Here is a 16,978-nt window from a genome sequence, read left to right as displayed (position 1 = left end):
GGGTTTAATCGCCTCGCGGGGCTAGGCCGCGGGCTGCGGGAGCCGGGAGCGCTTCCACTCGCCCCAGCGCTCCTGCAGGTCGGGCGCGCCGCCGTGGCGCTCTAAGAAGAGCGGCCACTCCTCGGCGAGCCGCTCCTCGCGCTCGAGGAGCTCCGCCTGACGCTCGCGGAAGCGCGGCTCCCAGCGGCCGGTCTCCTCGAGGTAGGCGACCGCGCCGGGGTGGTAGGGGGCGACGAAGGGCCACAAAACGAGGTTCTCGGGGGCGAAGCGGTCGGCGTCCACGCTCGCCGAGGCGTAGTGCTCGGCGTTCTCGTCGAGCGCCCGGCACAGCGCGGCGACCTCGTCGGTCGGGCGCTCGGGCGCGGCGACGAGCGGCAGCGCGTAGCGCATGAGCACCGGCGCCTCCCCGTCTTTGAGCCCCACGCCGCGGTCTGCGGGCTCGGCCGCGGCCATCGGGGCCTCGAGCGGCCAGTGCGCGTACGCGTCGTCGGGGTAGCCGTCGACGGGCAGCCAGCGCACCGGGCGCTCCGAATTGAGCTCCTCGATCCGGGGCCCGGTGACGACCGTGTAGAACGCGTCGATCTGGCCGGCCTTGATCCCGTCGACGAGGCCCTTTTCGGTGATCTCCACGAGCCGCACGTCCTCAGCGCTTAAGCCCGCGGTGCGCAGCAGCAGCGCGATCTTCCGCCTCGTCGAGGAGCCCGCCAGCGGCCACGCCACCCGCCTGCCCTTTAAGTCCTCGATGCGCTCGATGCCCGAGGAGCGAAGCACGAGCAGCCCGAAGACGTTGCCCGGAGTCCACACCAGCCGCACCGGGCGCGGCCCCCAGTGCTCGGAGGCGAACTCCTCCGATCCTTCGAAGGCGAAGGCGTACTCCTCGCCGACGCGCGCGTAGTCGCACACCCCCGCGAACAGCGCCGAGAGCCTCGAGACCCCCGTCGCCGCAGGCAGAATCCGCACCCGCGTGCCGGTGCGGGCGGTCAGCGAGTTCGCCACCGCGGCGAGGTCGTTGTACATCGACGAGCCGGAGGTGAACGTCGACCACACGAGCTGGCGCGGCAACCCGCCGGCGGGGTGGGCCGGGGCGCACGCCGCCGCGAGCCCGCCGAGCGCGGCTATGAAGAAGCCCCGGCGGCTCATCGTCGTCGGGCTGGGCGGCATGGCGGTCACCTCAACTGTCGTCCAGGGGCGGAAACGGGGCAGGGGAGAAGCGCTGGGGGCTTAGGCCTCGCGCTCGGGCAGGGCGGGGAGGCGTTCGGCCTTGAAGTCCCGCCAGCGCCGGGAGATCTCCCCGTCGCCGCGGTGCCGCTCGAAGAAGCCCGGCCACGCGCCCCGAAGGAGGCCCTCGCGCTCGAGGAGGGCGGCGTTGCGCTCCTCGAGGTGGGCGTCCCAGCGGCCCGCCTCGCGGAGGAACTCGACCGCGCCGGGGTGGTAGGGCACGACGAAGGGCTCGAGCATGAGCCGGTCGAGCGCGAAGTTCGGGGTGTCCGCGGTCGCCGCCTCGTAGGCGTCGAAGTGCTCGTAGAGCGCCCGGCACAGGTCGGCGACCTCCGCCGCGGAGCGCCCGGCCGTGGTGACAACGGGCAGGGAGTAGCGCATGAACGTCGGGGTCTCGTCTTCGGGCAGGCCCGAGGCCTTCGGGTTGGTGCCGAGCCCCGCCATCGGCGCGTACTCGGCCCAGGACTCGTAGCGCTCCTCGGGCCGCCCGCCGAGGTCCAGCCAGCGGATCGGGTACCGGGGGTTCAGCTCCTCGATCGAGGGGTTGATCACCGTCCCGAAGATCGCCTCGATTTGACCGGCCTTGATCGCGTCGTACTGCGCGGCCTCGCCGACCGCGACGCGGCGCACGTCGTCGACGCCCAGCCCCGCGGTCCCGAGGCAGGCGGTGAACTTCCGCTGCGTCGACGTGCCGGCCACCACCCAGGAGATCCGCCGGCCCGCAAGGCCCTCCAGTCGCTCGATGCCGCTGTCGCGCCGGACGTACACCCCGGCGTTCGACGGCGGGGTCCACACCAGCCGCACCGGCTGCGGGCCCCACGTCCCCGAGGCGAACTCCTCGTCGCCCTCGAAGGCGAAGAAGTACTCGTCGCCCACCCGGGCGTACTGCGCCGTGTCGGTGAACAGCGGGGCCAGCCGGCTCACGCCGGTTACCCCGGGCATGACGCGCACCTGGACGCCCATCCGGGAGGTCAGAGTATTCGCGACCGCGGCAACGTCGGCGTAGAGGCCGGAACCGACCCGGTAGGTCGACCACACGAGCCGCCCGGGCAGCGCGCCCGCGCCGGGCGCCGTTGGGGTCGCGCAGCCGGCGAGCGCCGCGGCGAGCGCGAGCCCGCCGCCGAGAAACGAGCGCCTGCTCAGAGTCGCGGCCATGGCCACCGTCCTTCCTCGTGGGCCCGGGGAATGCGTGGTGCCGGGGGTCGTGGGGCAGTGCGCCAAGTTATAGCAGAGATGAGCGACTCGTCACGCGATGAATATGAGATAGAAGATTATTTGTACACAGGGTGACCTAAAAACGGGGGAGGGGAGGTTTTGGGCCGCTGGCTAGAGTAAGGAGCATGGCTTTCGCAGCGGAGCACCCCGTCCTCTCCTACTCCGAGTACCGCCCCGTCGGCGACGTCGAGCGCAGCGACGCGCGGTTCAAGGTCGAGTCCGAGTTCGAGCCGGCCGGCGACCAGCCGGCGGCGATCAAGGAGCTCGACGAGCGGCTCAGCCGCGGGGAGCGCGACGTCGTGCTCATGGGCGCGACCGGCACGGGCAAGTCCGCGACCGCGGCGTGGCTCATCGAGAAGCAGCAGCGCCCCACGCTCGTCATGGCGCCGAACAAGACGCTCGCCGCGCAGCTCGCGAACGAGCTGCGCCAGCTCCTGCCGCACAACGCGGTCGAGTACTTCGTGAGCTACTACGACTACTACCAACCCGAGGCTTACGTCGCGCAGTCGGACACCTATATCGAGAAGGACTCCTCCATCAACGAGGACGTCGAGCGGCTGCGCCACTCGGCGACCTCGTCGCTGCTCAGCCGCCGCGACGTCGTGGTCGTTTCCTCGGTGTCGTGCATCTACGGCCTGGGCACCCCGCAGAGCTACCTGGACCGCTCCATCGTCGTCAAGGTCGGCGAGGAGGTCGAGCGCGACCGCTTCCTGCGCCTGCTCGTCGATATCCAGTACGAGCGCAACGACACCGCCCTGAAGCGCGGCGCGATCCGCGCGAAGGGCGACACCGTCGACATCATCCCGGCCTACGAGGAGGTCGCGGTGCGCGTCGAGTTCTTCGGCGACGAGATCGACGCCCTCTATTACATTCACCCCGTGACGGGTGACGTCATCCGTCGCGTCGACGAGCTGCGGATCTTCCCCGCGACCCACTACGTCGCCGGGCCCGAGCGCATGGAGAAGGCCATCGCCGACATTCGCGAGGAGCTCGACGAGCGCCTCGCCGATCTGGAAAACCGCGGCAAGCTCCTCGAGGCGCAGCGGCTGCGGATGCGCACCGAGTACGACATCGAGATGATCCAGCAGGTGGGCTTCTGCTCCGGGATTGAGAACTACTCGCGCCACGTCGACCAGCGCCCCGCCGGCAGCGCGCCGGCCTGCCTCATCGACTACTTCCCCGAGGACTTCCTCACCATCATCGACGAGTCGCACGTCACCGTCCCGCAGATCGGCGGCATGTTCGAGGGCGACATGTCCAGGAAGCGCAACCTCGTCGACTTCGGCTTTCGTCTGCCCTCCGCGCTGGACAACCGGCCGCTGACCTTCGACGAGTTCGACTCGCGCATCGGGCAGACCGTCTACATGTCGGCCACCCCCGGCGACTACGAGCTCGAGGCCTCCGGCGGGGAGTTCGTCGAGCAGGTCATCCGCCCCACCGGGCTCGTCGACCCGAAGGTGTCCGTGAGGCCGACGAAGGGCCAGATCGACGACCTCATCGGCGAGATCAACGAGCGCGTCGAGCGCGACGAGCGCGTGCTCGTGACCACCCTGACCAAGCGGATGGCCGAGGACCTCACCGACTACTTCCTCGAGAACGGCATCAAGGTCCGCTACCTCCACTCCGACATCGACACCCTCGAGCGCGTCGAGCTTTTGCGCCAGCTGCGGCTCGGCGAGTTCGACGTGCTCGTCGGCATCAACCTCCTGCGCGAGGGCCTCGACCTGCCGGAGGTGTCCTTAGTGGCGATCCTCGACGCCGACAAGGAGGGCTTCCTGCGCTCCGAGCGCTCGCTCATCCAGACCATCGGGCGTGCGGCGCGCAACGTCTCCGGCGAGGTCGTCATGTACGCCGACGACGTCACCGAGTCGATGCGCTACGCCATCGACGAGACCGAGCGCCGCCGCGAGAAGCAGATCGCCTACAACAAGGCCCACGGCGTCGACCCGCAGCCGCTGCGCAAGAAGATCGCCGACATCCTCGACCAGGTCTACGACGAGGAGGAGCGCTCGAGCAAGAAGGGCGGCGGCGAGGCCAAGGACGGCGACGACGCCGGCTCGGACGCCGCGCTCGCCGAGAAGCCCGACACGAGCTCCATGGCCGCCGACGAGATCGAGGAGCTCATCGACAAGCTCACCGAGCAGATGGGCGCGGCTGCCCGCGAGCTCAAGTTCGAGCTCGCCGGCCGCCTCCGCGACGAGATCGCCGACCTGAAGAAGGAGCTGCGCGGCGTGCGCGAGGCCGGGATCTAGGCGCGCCGCGCCCGGGCGCGGCTACAATCCGAGGCACGCGGCCCGCCGGCACCACGCGGGCCGCGCTCGACCGGCACGCACGCGAGGGGAGGGGCCGCCATGGCGACAACCGCGCCCACCGGCGGCCCTATCGTCGTCGGCGCCGACGGCTCGGCGACGTCTCTTACCGCGGTGGAGCGCGCCGCGACCATCGCCGCGGCGCTGGGCCGCCGGCTCGTCGTCGCGTGCGCCGTGCGCCCCGACGGCGCCGCCCAGCCCGCCGAGCTCCCCGAGCGCGCCGCGGCCGAGAGGCTCCTCGAGCCCGCCCTCGAGCGCGCGCGGGAGCTCGGCGCGCCCGACGTGAAGTTCCGCGCAGAGCCCGGCTCCCCGGTCGCGGCGCTCGCCGCGGTCGCCGGCAAGGAGGACGCCCTGATGCTCGTCGTCGGCAACCGGGGCATGAACTCGCTCAGCGGCCGGCTGCTCGGCTCGATCCCAGCGGACCTCGCCCGCGTCGCGGAGTGCGACGTGCTCATCGTGCGCAGCACCCCGCGCGAGGCGCCTTAACACCTAACGCACCGCGCGCAGAGCGCCGCGCCGACCCCGCGACGCGGACAACCCGCCGCACCCCGGAACGGTACGGCCGCCGCGGAGAGGCTCCGCGCGGCCGTCCCAGGGTGGGCGGGCTAGTCGGCGCTACCGCTAGGAGCGCCTGCGGCCAAGCACCAGCGCGGCCGCGCCGAGCAGCAGCGCGGGGCGCCGGCGCCGGCGGTCGCGGTGACGCCGGAGACGCCGGTGTTCGCGAGCCGCGGCGCGCCCTGCTGCTGCGGGGCGCTCTGCCGCGGGGCGGCGGACCCGGCGGGCTGCACGCCGCCCTTGTCCTGCGGCAGGGCGCCCCTCTCGGAGGGCAGGATGATGTTCGACTTGCCGTAGTACCAGAGCTCGAACGCGCGCAGCTTCGCGGAGAACTCCTCGGCGCCCTCGATCGTGCCGCGCCGCCAGTTGACGTTGATGTGCCAGTTCATGCCGCCGACGTACTGCTGGGCCTCCTTCGGCGTGACGTAGCCGTCGCCGTTGAAGTCGGGGCTGGGCAGGTACAACCGGTCGGCCAGGAACGCCTCGAGGTCCGCGCGGAGGAGCACGCCGTTGGCCGGCGGGGTCTTGGGCTTCTTCTCCTTCTCCGGCTCGGGATCGTTCTGCTTGTCCCCGGCCGGCGGCTCGTCGACCGGGGGCTCCTCAGCCGGCGGCTCATCGGGCAGGGGGCACCAGGGGGCGGGAGCGGTCTCGGGGGCGCGGGCCTTCTCTCCGTCCTTGGTGAAGACGCAGGTTTCGATGTTGTAGGCGAGGTTGTCGCCATTCTTGTCCTGCCAGGTCCACACGGGCTTCTCGAAGGTGGCGCGCTCGGGGACCCAGACGGGACGCCAAGGCTCCTCGCCGTCCTTCTCGGTCTTCTTATCGTCCTTCGAGACGTCGCTCTCCTTCTTGCCCTCCTCCGTGGTGGCGTCGCCCTGCTTCTCCTCCTCGGACTTCTTGTCGCCCTCGGGCGGGGTCTTGTCCTCGGACTCGTCAGTCTTCTTGTCGTCCTCCGGCGGGGTGGTGTTCTTGGGGTCGTCCGTCTGCTTGTCGCCGCCGGACTCGACCGTGCCCTCGTCGTTGTCCGCCTGCGGGGCGGTGGTGGAGCCGTCGAGCTCCGTCTTCTTCTCTTCGGTGGGCTCGGTGGTCACCGCGGTACTGGTCGGGTTGTCGGGCTCCTCGGCGAGGGCCGCGTGGGGCAGCACGGCGCCGCCGAACAACGCGGCCGCCGTCGCGGAGATCGCCAATCGGGTCGTTGCCTTGCGCATGACCAAGGATTCCTTTCGGGTCGCGCCACCGTGTGGCGGAGAACATAGAATGTTGCTAGGCGCAACGACCGAAAGGTTAGCAGCGCAATACAATCGGGTAGTTTATGTACGAAAAATTGCTCTCGGGTATCCCCATTCCGGGGGCGCTGCTATGGGAATTGGAGCTCTTCCCCGGTTTGTCGGCATAAATCCAGCTCAAAGCTGGTTCTGTCCGGGTCGGGGTGTCGCGGCGGGGCCGGCGGCCGCGGGGGTGCCTCCGCCCACCCCGGGGGTGATGCCTTGCCGATGGGGGAGCGGATCGGGGGAGGGGCGGTCGCGAGTTTCGGGAATCCGGCCGCGGATCGTTGCGGAGATCACGGGAACTCGCGCATTCCAGGTATTAGCCTGCTTCGCGGCGCCGGACGCGCGGCGTGCGGTCCCCTAGTCGCCCGCGCGCCCGGCCGGGGCGTCGTCGACGCCGTCGGGCATGGGGCCGATGATGGTGAGGCTCTGCGTGGCGCGCGTCATCGCGACGTAGAGGTCCTGCAGCCCCTGCGGGGACGCCTCGAGGAACCGGCGCGGCTCGACGAGCACGACGTGGTCGTACTCGAGCCCCTTCTGCCGCTCGATGGTGCCGGCGCCGATGACCGCGACCGAGCGCCCCGGGTAGCGGGCCTGCAGGCGCTGCGCCTCGGCCCTGCCGTCCGCAGCGGAGGGGAGCCGGCGCACCGGGAAGTCCGAGTCGCGGATCGCCTCGCCGGGTGCGGCCTCGGGGTCGATGAGGGCGAGCACCTTGTTCGCTTCCTCGACGATGGGGCGCGGCGTGCGGTAGTTGACGGTGAGTCGCCGGTAGCGGAACCGGCCGGGCACGAAGCCCGCGAGCGTCTCCTCCCAGTCGTCGACGCCGGCCGGCGAGCCGGTCTGCGCGGTGTCGCCGACGAGCGTCATCCAGCGTGAGGGGCTGCGGCGGAAGACCATCCGCCACTCCATGGGGGTGAGCTCCTGGGCCTCGTCGACGACGACGTGGCCGAACGCCCAGCGCCGGTCGGAGCGGGCCCGCTCCGCGGTGGTGCGCCTATCGGTGGCCTCCTGGCGGCTGGCGAGGCCCTCGGCGTCGATGACGTCGTAGGCGCCGAGGTACTCGGCGTCGAAGACCTCGTCGTTGTCGGTCACCGCGGAGCTGCGCAGCGCGTCGAGGGCCTCCTGGGCCTCCTGGAGCGCATCGCCGCCCTCGTGCCGCTGCTCCCCGTCGTCCGTGGGGCGCGTCGAGTCGAGCAGCACGGCGAGCTCGTCGAGCAGCGCCGCGTCGGACGGCGTCCATGCCTCCCCGTCCTCGCGGTAGAGCGCCGCTTTGGTCTCCTCGTCGTAGTCGCGGGCCGCCTCGTCGATGCGCGAGCGGTCGGAGAGCAGCCGGGAGAGCACGCCCTCGGGGTCGAGCCGGGGCCACAGCTCGTCGATGAGGTCTGCGACGGCGGGCTCCTCGACGAGCTCGTCGTGGAGCTCGTCGACGTCGGCCTGGCCGAGGAGGTTCTCCCCGCCGAGCGGGTCCTCGCCGATGAGCCTCGCGTACTGCTCCGCGAGCTGCCCGACGAGGCGCTCGCGGAACACGCCGCGCGCGTCGTTGTGCGGCCGGCGGCTGCGCCTAGCTGCGGCGCGCGCCTTCTTCACCATGCCGGGCTCCGCGACGAGCCGGAGCGAGCCGACGGAGAGCTCCACGGGGGAGGCGGGCACCTTCTGGTAGGCGCGCACCGCCTCCTTCAAGATGGTGGCCATCTCCCCGCTGCCCTTGATCTCCCGGCCGATAAGCGGCTCCTCGGCGACGGGCCGGATGCCGGGGTAGAGCTCCCCGACCGTGGCGAGCACGACGCCCGTCTCGCCGAGCTCGGGCAGGACGTGGGAGATGTAGTCGAGGAACCGCTCGTTGGGGCCGAGCACGAGCATGCCCGTGCGGGAGAGCTGCTCGCGGTACGTGTAGGCGAGGTACGCGACCCGGTGGAGCGCCACCGCCGTCTTGCCCGTGCCGGGCGCGCCCTCGACAACCATGACGCGGCGCGTGTCGTCCCTGATGATGAGGTCCTGCTCGCGCTGGATGGTCTCGACGATGGACTCCATATGCGCGCCGCGCGCCTTCTCGAGCGCGGCGACGAGCGCCGACTCGCGGCCCACCTCCTCCGGGTCCGAGCCCGCGCCCGCCCCGGAGAGGTGCTCGTCGTCGATGTCGGTGACCCGCCTGCCCGAGGTGCGGATGTGGCGGCGCACCGTGACCGCCTCGGGGTGGGCCGTGGTGGCGAGGTAGAACGGCCGCGCCATGGGGGCGCGCCAGTCGACGAGCAGGGTGCGGTAGTTGTCGTCGCGGTCGTCGAGCCCCATCCGGCCGATGTAGCGGCGGTCCTGCTCGGGGGCGCCGGGCACGGGGTTCTCGGGTCCGCGCTCGTCTTCGGGCGGGGCGTGGCGCCGGGCTCCGGGGCGCGGCGCCTGCTCCTCCTTGGTGGTGTCGACGTCGATGCGCCCGAAGACGAGCCCGATGGTCGCGAGGTTGAGCCGGTCGAGCTTCTCGTTGAGGCCGTGGTATTCCGTCTCGCGCTGGACGAGCGACTCGGCCTTGGGGTTCGCGGGGTCGACGTTGAGGGTGACCTCGCGAAGCCGGCGGCGGGCCTCGGCGACCTCGTCGTCGAGCTTCTCGAACAGCGCGTCGACGTAGCGCTGCTCGGCGGCGAGCTCCTCGGAAAAACCCACGCGGTCCTCCCTGCTTTCAGCGTGTCGATCACCACGGGTGCCTCAGGAGATTCTAGCCGGCGCCACCAACCCCGCCCGAAGGCCGAGGCCGGCCCCGCGGCGCGCGGGCGGCCCGGGCCAGGGAGGGGGAGGAGAAACAAAAAGACCCCGCCCCGGGGTCCGCTCGATCGGCGGGGACCCGGGGCGGGGGAGCGCTGGAAGGAGATGCGCCCGGCTAGTCGCGGGGGACTAGACGAGGTCGTACTTGCGCAGCTTCTTCTTCGCCTTGTTGAGCGCCTTGTCGGCGTCCTTCTGCAGCGAGGAGGCCTTCTTGCGCAGCTTCTTCGCCTTGCGGCCGGACTTTTTGTCCGCCTTGGCGAGCACCTCGTCGGCGCGGTCCTGCGCCTTCGCGGCGGCCTTGACGACGCCCTTGCGGGCGGTCTTGGCGTTGTCCTGCGCGGCGGCGAGCCAGTCGTCCTTGTTGTCGTTGAAGTAGTCGACGGCGCGGTCGGTGTAATCGGAGACCGTCTCGGAGACCTTCTGCGCGCCGGACTTCGCGGCGTCGATCCAGTCGTCCTTGTTGTCGTCGACGTACTCCTGCGCCTTGGAGGCGGCCTCCTGGGCGCGGTCGGACGCGTCGGAGAGGAAGTCGCGCGCCGAGTCGGCGAACGAGCTCGACGAGCCGGAGGTGACCTTGCCGGCCTTCTTGCGCGCCTTCTTCCCGGCCTTCGAGGCCCGGTAGGAGAGCGAGGGCTTGCCCTCGGTGTCGACGCTGGTGATCGCGAGCCCGCCGAGCAGGGCGACGTGCGAGGTGAAGCCGACCTTCTTGCTGGCACTGTCCTCCTCGCTGTCGGCGTCCCAGAACGCGTAGCGGGTGAGGATCGTCGGCACGGTCGTCGCGGCGAGCACCGCGGCCGACAGCCGCGGGAGCTTGCCCAGCGAGAGCAGCGTGCCGGCGCCGACCTTCGTGCCGCCGAGCACCCGGATGGTGGTCTCCGGGGAGTCGGCGAGCTGCCGGGTGACGTCGGTGGGCAGGAAGGTGCCCACCTGCTGGAGCAGCTTCCGGGTGCCCTCGACCTGCTCCCGGGTGTTGACGAGGGAGTCCACGCCGTCGATGACGTACGCGGAGGCCAGAAGCGGCCTGGCAATCTTACGAATCATCATTCACCAATCCTTATAAGCACTCGACTCACGTGCGCTAGCTACCGAGTGTAGCGTGTCGCCGGCCACGCCGGCCGCCGCCGGGGACGCCGGGTCACCCCCGCCGCCCGGCCCGCGGCGGGGCGCTACCAGCGCCGCTGCCACCACTCGTCGAGCTTGGGCCGCTCGGCCGACAGCGTCGTGTCCTTGCCGTGGCCCGGGTGGACGACGGCGTCGTCGAAGACGTCGAAGAGGCGGGCGGTGACGTCCCGAAAGAGGCGCGCGAAGTCGCCCTCGGAGACGGTCTTGCCGAGCCCGTCGGGAAACAGCGAGTCCCCGACGAAGAGGTGGACGCGCTCGTCGACCCGAGCTGCGAGCGCGAGCCCGCCGGGGGTGTGGCCGCGCAGCACCGCGACGGGCAGCTCGCGCTCGGCAAACGAGATCGTGTCGCCGTGGCGCAGCTCGACGTCCGGGGCGACGGGGATCGCCGGCGCGTCGAGGTAGGAGGCCACCACCTTGGCGCCCGTCGACTTCACGAGGCGCTCGAGCGCGCCGGTGTGGTCGTTGTGCCGGTGGGTGATAAGGATCGTCTCGACCGAAACGCCGGCCTTCTCGGCGAGCTTTTCGATCGCCTCGGGGTCGCCGGGCGCGTCGATGAGCAGGCCGCGGCCGTCCTCGTGGAGGAGGTAGACGTTGTTGTCCATGGGGTCGACGGCGGCCCGCGCGAGGTTAAGGTCCGCGCCGAGGTCCCGGCCGGCGAGCGCGTCGTCGGGCGCGGGTTTCTTCTTACTCAGCCCGGAGCGGAAGGTGTTCTCGCCGCTCGTGCCGCTGGGGGTGGAGTCCGTCATGGCGCCTAGAATAGGGCAGTCCCGCGCCCGGCCGCCGACGATGAGCGGCCCGGCCGGGCGGGAACGCACAGTTCAGCGGCCTTAAATGCGAGGGCCGGTTCGCGAAGATCGGGGGGTTTCGTGGCGGAGACGATCGTGGTGCGCGGCGCCAAGGAGCACAACCTTAAGGGCGCGGACGTCGACATCCCGCGCGACTCGCTCGTCGTGTTCACCGGCCTGTCCGGCTCGGGGAAGTCCTCGCTGGCGTTCGACACCATCTTCGCCGAGGGACAGCGCCGCTACATCGAGTCGCTCTCCTCCTACGCCCGCATGTTCCTGGGCCAGATGGACAAGCCCGACGTCGAGTTCATCGAGGGGCTTTCGCCGGCGGTGTCCATCGACCAGAAGTCGACGAACCGCAACCCGCGCTCCACGGTCGGCACGATCACCGAGGTCTACGACTACCTGCGCCTGCTGTTCTCCCGGGCGGGCACCGCACACTGCCCGACGTGCGACGCGCCGATCTCGAGGCAGACCCCGCAGCAGATCGTCGACCAGATCTTAAGCATGGAGGAGCGCCTGAAGTTCCAGGTGCTCGCCCCGCTCGTTCGGCGCCGCAAGGGCGAGTTCGTCGACCTGTTCTCGGACCTCGCGGAGCAGGGCTACGCGCGTGCCCGCGTCGACGGGGAGGTCCACCAGCTCTCCGACCCGCCGAAGCTCAAGAAGCAGGTCAAGCACGACATCGACGTCGTCGTCGACCGGCTGCAGGTCAAGGAGTCCCAGAAGCAGCGCCTCACCGAGTCCGTCGAGACCGCCCTCGGGCTCGCCGACGGGGTCGTCGCCGTCGAGTTCGTCGACTTAGACGAGGACGACCCGAATCGGGTGCGGCGCTTCTCGGAGAACCTCGCCTGCCCCAACGGGCACGCCATCGACATCTCCGAGCTCGAGCCGCGCGCCTTCTCCTTCAACAGCCCGTTCGGCGCGTGCCCCGAGTGCGACGGGCTCGGCACGAAGACCGAGATCGACCCCGAGCTCCTCGTGCCCGACCCGGACGCGCCGGTGGCGCGCTGCATCCAGCCGTGGGCCTCGAGCCCCAACCACCGCTACTTCGAGCGGCTCGTCGAGGCGCTGGGCAAGAAAATCGGCTTCCACCCCGACGACTACTACAGCGACCTGACCGACGAGCAGCGCGACGCCCTGCTCTACGGCTCGGACGTTAAGGTCAACGTCCGCTACAAGAACCGCTTCGGGCGCTCGCGCGACTGGAACTCCGCCTTCGAGGGCGCGGTCGGCTACGTCGAGCGCCGCCTCGAGCAGAGCGAGTCCGACCACCAGCGCGACAAGTACCTCGCCTACACCCGCCAGGTCGACTGCCCCGCCTGCCACGGCGCCAGGCTCCGCCCGGAGATCCTCTCCGTGCGGCTCGCCAGCGGCTCCCACGGGGAGCAGTCCATCGCGGGCCTCTCCGCGCTCTCGGTGGAGCGCGCCTCCGAGTTCCTAGACGACCTCACGCTTGCGCACCGCGAGGAGATCATCGCCGGCGCCGTGCTCAAGGAGATCCAGGCGCGGCTCCACTTCCTCTTGGACGTCGGGCTCAACTACCTCACCCTGGACCGCTCGGCGGGCACGCTGTCCGGCGGGGAGGCGCAGCGCATCAGGCTCGCCACCCAGATCGGCTCCGGGCTCGCCGGCGTGCTCTACGTCCTCGACGAGCCCTCCATCGGGCTGCACCAGCGCGACAACGAGCGCCTCATCAACACGCTCATGGGGCTGCGCGACCTGGGCAACACCCTCATCGTCGTCGAGCACGACGAGGACACCATCCGCTCCGCCGACTACCTCGTCGACGTCGGCCCCAGGGCCGGCGAGTACGGCGGGGAGATCGTCTACCAGGGCCCGCCCGCAGGCATCGAGACCGCCGACGGTTCCTTAACCGGCGACTACCTCGCCGGGCGGCGCGCCATCGGCGTGCCCGAGAAGCGCCGTGCGCGGGAGAAGGGCCGCAGCCTCAAGGTCGTCGACGCGCACGAGAACAACCTCAAGCACGTCGACGTCGAGATCCCGCTCGGCCTCCTCACCGTCGTCACGGGCGTGTCCGGCTCGGGGAAGTCGACGCTCATCAACCAGATCCTCGCCACGACGCTCGCCAACGAGCTCAACGGCGCGCGCCAGGTGCCCGGCCGGGCCCGCCGCGTGGAGGGCACCGACCAGCTCGACAAGCTCGTCCAGGTCGACCAGTCGCCCATCGGGCGCACCCCGCGCTCCAACCCGGCGACCTACACCGGCGTGTTCGACAAGATCCGCGCGCTTTTTGCCGAGACCCCCGACGCGAAGGTGCGCGGCTACAAGCCGGGGCGCTTCTCCTTCAACGTCAAGGGCGGGCGCTGCGAGGCCTGCCACGGCGACGGGACCTTGAAGATCGAGATGAACTTCCTGCCCGCGGTGTACGTGCCCTGCGAGGAGTGCGGCGGGGCGCGCTACAACCGCGAGACCCTCGAGGTGAAGTACAAGGGCAAGAACATCGCCGAGGTCTTAGACATGCCGATCAGCGAGGCGGTCGACTTCTTCGAGCAGATCACCTCGATCCACCGGTACCTAAAGACCCTCGTCGACGTCGGGCTCGGGTACGTGCGCCTCGGGCAGGCGGCGACGACGCTCTCCGGCGGCGAGGCGCAGCGCGTGAAGCTCGCAGCGGAGCTCCAGAAGCGCTCCAACGGGCGCACCATCTATATCCTCGACGAGCCGACCACGGGCCTGCACTTCGAGGACGTGCGCCGCCTCCTGCTCGTCATCCAGGGGCTCGTCGACAAGGGCAACTCGGTGGTGATCATCGAGCACAACCTCGACGTCATCAAGTCCGCCGACTGGATCGTCGACATGGGCCCCGAGGGCGGCGAGGGCGGCGGCACGGTCGTCGCCTCCGGCACGCCCGAGGACGTCGCCGCCGTTGAGGGCTCGCACACCGGGCGCTACCTCGCCGGCATCCTCGCAGGCGGCGGCCAGTAGGCCGGCGCTGTTAGCGAGTAGCCCGAACGGGGGTAGACTGCCCGGGTGATGAGAGCGAACCTCCGCCTCGCCGCGGGCCTCCTCGCCGTCGCCGCCCTTAGCGGCTGCGCGTCGGGGGAGGACGGCGAGCCCGAGAAGAACGACACCCCCAGCGCGGCGCCCGCCGAGGAGGCGCCCGCGAACCCGGACGAGCGTCGCGCCGCCCTCGCCGAGGCGCTCGGCGAGCTTCAGGAGCAGCTCGAGGGCTCCTTCGACGCCGAGGTCGCCATGGCCGTCGCCAGCGGCGACGCCGTGGTCACCACCGGCGACGAGGCGACCGCCCAGGCGTGGTCGACGATCAAGGTGCCCATCGCGATCGCCGCGGTGCGCGAAGACGTCGCCGAGGACGAGGTCCTCGACGCGGCGATCCGCGCCTCCGACAACGACGCGGCCAGCGCCCTGTGGAACGCGCTCGGCGGGGGGCTGAGCGCCGCCGGCAAGGTCGAGGAGGTGCTGCGCGACGGCGGCGACGACACCGAGATCGTCGAGCAGATGCTCCGCCAGATCGAGACCGGCGACTCCGACCTGTTCGGCATGCTCGAGTGGCCGCTGCTCAACCAGGCGCGCTTCGCCTCCCACCTCACGTGCTTAGAGGGCGCCGAGCCCGTCGCGGAGCGGATGGGCGACCTCGTCGAGGAGCACACCTACGGGCTCGCGGCGATCGACGACGCCATCGCCAAGGGCGGCTGGGGCGAGAGCGACGACGGGCTCTACACCAATCAGCAGCTCGGCACCGTCGACACCGAGGGCATGGCGATCATCGCGCACCCGCTCGACGAGGACGCCGAGGAGGCCATCGAGGTCCTCGACGCCGTCGCCCAGGGCATCGAAAAGATCCGCGCCGAGGGCCTCGTCGACCCGACCCCCGCGTGCGACGAGCCGCCCGCCGAACCGGGGGACGAGGACGAGCCCGCCGACCGCGAGGACGAGCCGGGCGCCCAGCTCGCCCCCGGCGGGGAGGCCGTCGAGCCGGCCACGAGGAAGCCGGCCGCGCGGATCACGCAGGCGACCGCCGGCGTCGAGCGCCTCAACCCCTAAGCCCGCCGCCGGCGCCGCACCCCCTACGCCGACTGGCGCCGCGGCCAGCGGCGTGTTAGCATGCCAGGCGTTGCCGTCTTGCGGGGCAGTCCCGGTACTCTCAGGGTCGCCCCCGGACCACAAAGAGGAGAACATCCCACCTCACGCCGCCCCGATGCGGGTTGGCTACAGGTTGATAGCCACGGCGACGGGACTGTTATCCGGGCACAGGTGCGTGCCCGGGCCAGCGGTCCCGGGGCCGGGCGCGATGTCTCCTGTCCCCGAGCAATCGGGGGCAGGATTTTTTGGGCTTGGGATCCTCGTAGACTGTGGTGCGGTACGACATGCACGCTTATTTACCCAGCTACTTGAGGAGTACACATTAGCGCTGAAGCTCGCATCAATGAGCGAATCCGAGTTCGCGAGGTACGACTGGTCGGGCCCGGCGGGGAACAGGTCGGCATCGTCCGCACCGATGACGCCCGCAAGCTCGCCTACGAAGCTGATCTCGACCTGGTGGAGGTCGCCCCGAAGGCGAAACCGCCGGTCTGCAAGATCATGGACTACGGAAAATACCGGTACGAGCAGGACCAGAAGGCCCGTGCCGCGCGCCGGAATCAGCAGCAAACTGTAGTCAAGGAGCAGAAGTTTCGTCCCAAGATCGATGACCACGATTATGAGACGAAAAAGGGTAACGTGGTGCGTTTCCTTGAGAAGGGCTCCAAGGTCAAGGTCACGATCATGTTCCGCGGCCGCGAGCAGTCCCGCCCCGAGCTGGGCCTGAACATGCTCGCCCGGCTTGCCGACGACGTCGCCGACGTCGGCACCGTGCAGTCCAAGCCGAAGCAGGACGGCCGCAACATGACGATGGTCCTCGGGCCGATCCGCAAGGGCAAGAAGTAACCGACGTCGACCTCGGTTCGTCGAGAAAAGTAAGGACACAGAGCTGATGAAGCAGAAGACGCACAAGGGCGCGGCGAAGCGCTTCAAGAAGACCGGTTCGGGCAAGCTGCGCCGCGACCAGGCGAACAAGCGCCACCTGCTGGAGCACAAGCCCTCCAAGCGCACCCGCCGGCTCAAGGGGAGCGTCGACGTCCACCGCAACGACGTGAAGCGCGTCAAGAGGCTCACCGGGCAGGGCTAGAGCCCGCATTCGCCCTCAAAGCCCTAATCACCCGCGGTTGGGCCCCAACCGCCACCCGACAAGCATCTGTGAGGAAGTACAACTGTGGCACGTGTTAAGCGTTCGGTGAATGCGAAGAAGAAGCGTCGCGAGATCCTGAAATCCGCCAAGGGCTACCGCGGGGTCCGCTCGCGCCTCTACCGGCGCGCGAAGGAGCAGTGGCTCCACTCCCGCACCTACGCCTACCGGGACCGCCGCGCCCGCAAGGGCCAGTTCCGCCGCCTGTGGATCCAGCGCATCAACGCCGGCGCCCGGCTCAACGGCATCACATACAACCGGCTCATCCAGGGCCTGCGCCTCGCCGAGATCGAGGTCGACCGCAAGATCCTCGCGGAGCTCGCCGTCAACGACTTCGACGCGTTCTCCGCGATCTGCGAGCAGGCCAAGGCCGCCCTGCCGGAGGACGTCAACGCCCCGAAGGCCGCGTAACTAGCGCCTCCGCCTTCAAGCGGCGTCACCGCCCGCGCCCGCCCCGACCCTCAACCGGTCGGCGGCGGGCGCGGGCTTTCGTCTTCTTCGCCGCCTCCCGCGCGGCCGCGCCGCCGGGCCGAGGGGCGGGGGAGGGGCGCC

At 70.6% G+C, this 16,978-nt stretch carries 13 protein-coding genes; 7 read left to right on the top strand and 6 right to left on the bottom strand.

Going from position 1 to position 16,978, the window contains the following annotated elements:
* Positions 1 to 21: 21 nt before the first annotated feature.
* Together HMPREF9719_RS03965 and HMPREF9719_RS03960 are read right to left on the bottom strand one after the other, a co-directional pair.
* Complete coding sequence (locus tag HMPREF9719_RS03965; RefSeq protein WP_004600682.1) at positions 22 to 1,161, bottom strand: TAXI family TRAP transporter solute-binding subunit; 1,140 nt, start codon at positions 1,159 to 1,161, stop codon at positions 22 to 24.
* Between the two features lie 60 nt (positions 1,162 to 1,221).
* The gene (locus HMPREF9719_RS03960; RefSeq protein ID WP_004600681.1) at positions 1,222 to 2,373 is read right to left on the bottom strand and encodes a TAXI family TRAP transporter solute-binding subunit; all 1,152 of its coding nucleotides are present in this window, start codon (positions 2,371 to 2,373) and stop codon (positions 1,222 to 1,224) included.
* 185 nt (positions 2,374 to 2,558) lie between these two features.
* Between HMPREF9719_RS03960 and uvrB the strand changes: the two genes are divergently transcribed.
* Together uvrB and HMPREF9719_RS03950 are read left to right on the top strand one after the other, a co-directional pair.
* Entirely contained in the window at positions 2,559 to 4,685 is a 2,127-nt protein-coding gene (gene uvrB / locus HMPREF9719_RS03955; RefSeq protein WP_004600680.1) for an excinuclease ABC subunit UvrB, read from the top strand.
* Between the two features lie 99 nt (positions 4,686 to 4,784).
* Positions 4,785 to 5,228, top strand: a complete 444-nt coding sequence (locus tag HMPREF9719_RS03950) for a universal stress protein (protein WP_004600679.1) — start codon at positions 4,785 to 4,787, stop codon at positions 5,226 to 5,228.
* Between the two features lie 119 nt (positions 5,229 to 5,347).
* On the opposite strand, the gene HMPREF9719_RS09610 is transcribed toward HMPREF9719_RS03950, so the two are convergent.
* From HMPREF9719_RS09610 to HMPREF9719_RS03930, 4 genes are all read right to left on the bottom strand, one after another.
* The gene (locus HMPREF9719_RS09610) at positions 5,348 to 6,502 is read right to left on the bottom strand and encodes a hypothetical protein (protein ID WP_004600678.1); all 1,155 of its coding nucleotides are present in this window, start codon (positions 6,500 to 6,502) and stop codon (positions 5,348 to 5,350) included.
* Between the two features lie 420 nt (positions 6,503 to 6,922).
* On the bottom strand, positions 6,923 to 9,217 hold the full coding sequence (locus HMPREF9719_RS03940) for a HelD family protein (protein ID WP_004600677.1): 2,295 nt from the start codon (positions 9,215 to 9,217) through the stop codon (positions 6,923 to 6,925).
* Between the two features lie 228 nt (positions 9,218 to 9,445).
* Positions 9,446 to 10,360 (bottom strand): DoxX family membrane protein, encoded by a 915-nt coding sequence (locus tag HMPREF9719_RS03935; RefSeq protein ID WP_004601878.1) that lies wholly within the window; start codon positions 10,358 to 10,360, stop codon positions 9,446 to 9,448.
* A 122-nt stretch (positions 10,361 to 10,482) separates the two neighbouring features.
* Positions 10,483 to 11,184 carry an MBL fold metallo-hydrolase gene (locus HMPREF9719_RS03930; protein ID WP_004600675.1) on the bottom strand — a complete coding sequence of 234 codons (702 nt, stop codon included), beginning with the start codon at positions 11,182 to 11,184 and terminating at the stop codon, positions 10,483 to 10,485.
* Between the two features lie 120 nt (positions 11,185 to 11,304).
* Between HMPREF9719_RS03930 and uvrA the strand changes: the two genes are divergently transcribed.
* The 5 genes from uvrA to rplT all read left to right on the top strand — a co-directional run bounded on the left by uvrA (position 11,305) and on the right by rplT (position 16,837).
* Positions 11,305 to 14,169 (top strand): excinuclease ABC subunit UvrA, encoded by a 2,865-nt coding sequence (gene uvrA, locus HMPREF9719_RS03925; RefSeq protein WP_004601879.1) that lies wholly within the window; start codon positions 11,305 to 11,307, stop codon positions 14,167 to 14,169.
* 48 nt (positions 14,170 to 14,217) lie between these two features.
* Positions 14,218 to 15,246, top strand: a complete 1,029-nt coding sequence (locus HMPREF9719_RS03920) for a serine hydrolase (protein WP_004600673.1) — start codon at positions 14,218 to 14,220, stop codon at positions 15,244 to 15,246.
* 360 nt (positions 15,247 to 15,606) lie between these two features.
* A complete protein-coding gene (infC, locus tag HMPREF9719_RS03915) occupies positions 15,607 to 16,128 on the top strand; it encodes a translation initiation factor IF-3 (protein ID WP_081586435.1) in 522 nt (173 codons plus the stop codon).
* Positions 16,129 to 16,174: 46 nt separating this feature from the next.
* A complete protein-coding gene (gene rpmI / locus HMPREF9719_RS03910) occupies positions 16,175 to 16,369 on the top strand; it encodes a 50S ribosomal protein L35 (RefSeq protein ID WP_004600671.1) in 195 nt (64 codons plus the stop codon).
* Between the two features lie 84 nt (positions 16,370 to 16,453).
* A complete protein-coding gene (gene rplT / locus HMPREF9719_RS03905; RefSeq protein WP_004600670.1) occupies positions 16,454 to 16,837 on the top strand; it encodes a 50S ribosomal protein L20 in 384 nt (127 codons plus the stop codon).
* Positions 16,838 to 16,978 lie beyond the last annotated feature (141 nt).

This window comes from Corynebacterium otitidis ATCC 51513 (assembly GCF_000296405.1).
GTDB lineage: Bacteria > Actinomycetota > Actinomycetes > Mycobacteriales > Mycobacteriaceae > Corynebacterium > Corynebacterium otitidis.
Note: the sequence above shows the minus strand (reverse complement) of the source record. Positions and strands in the feature narration are given on the sequence as shown.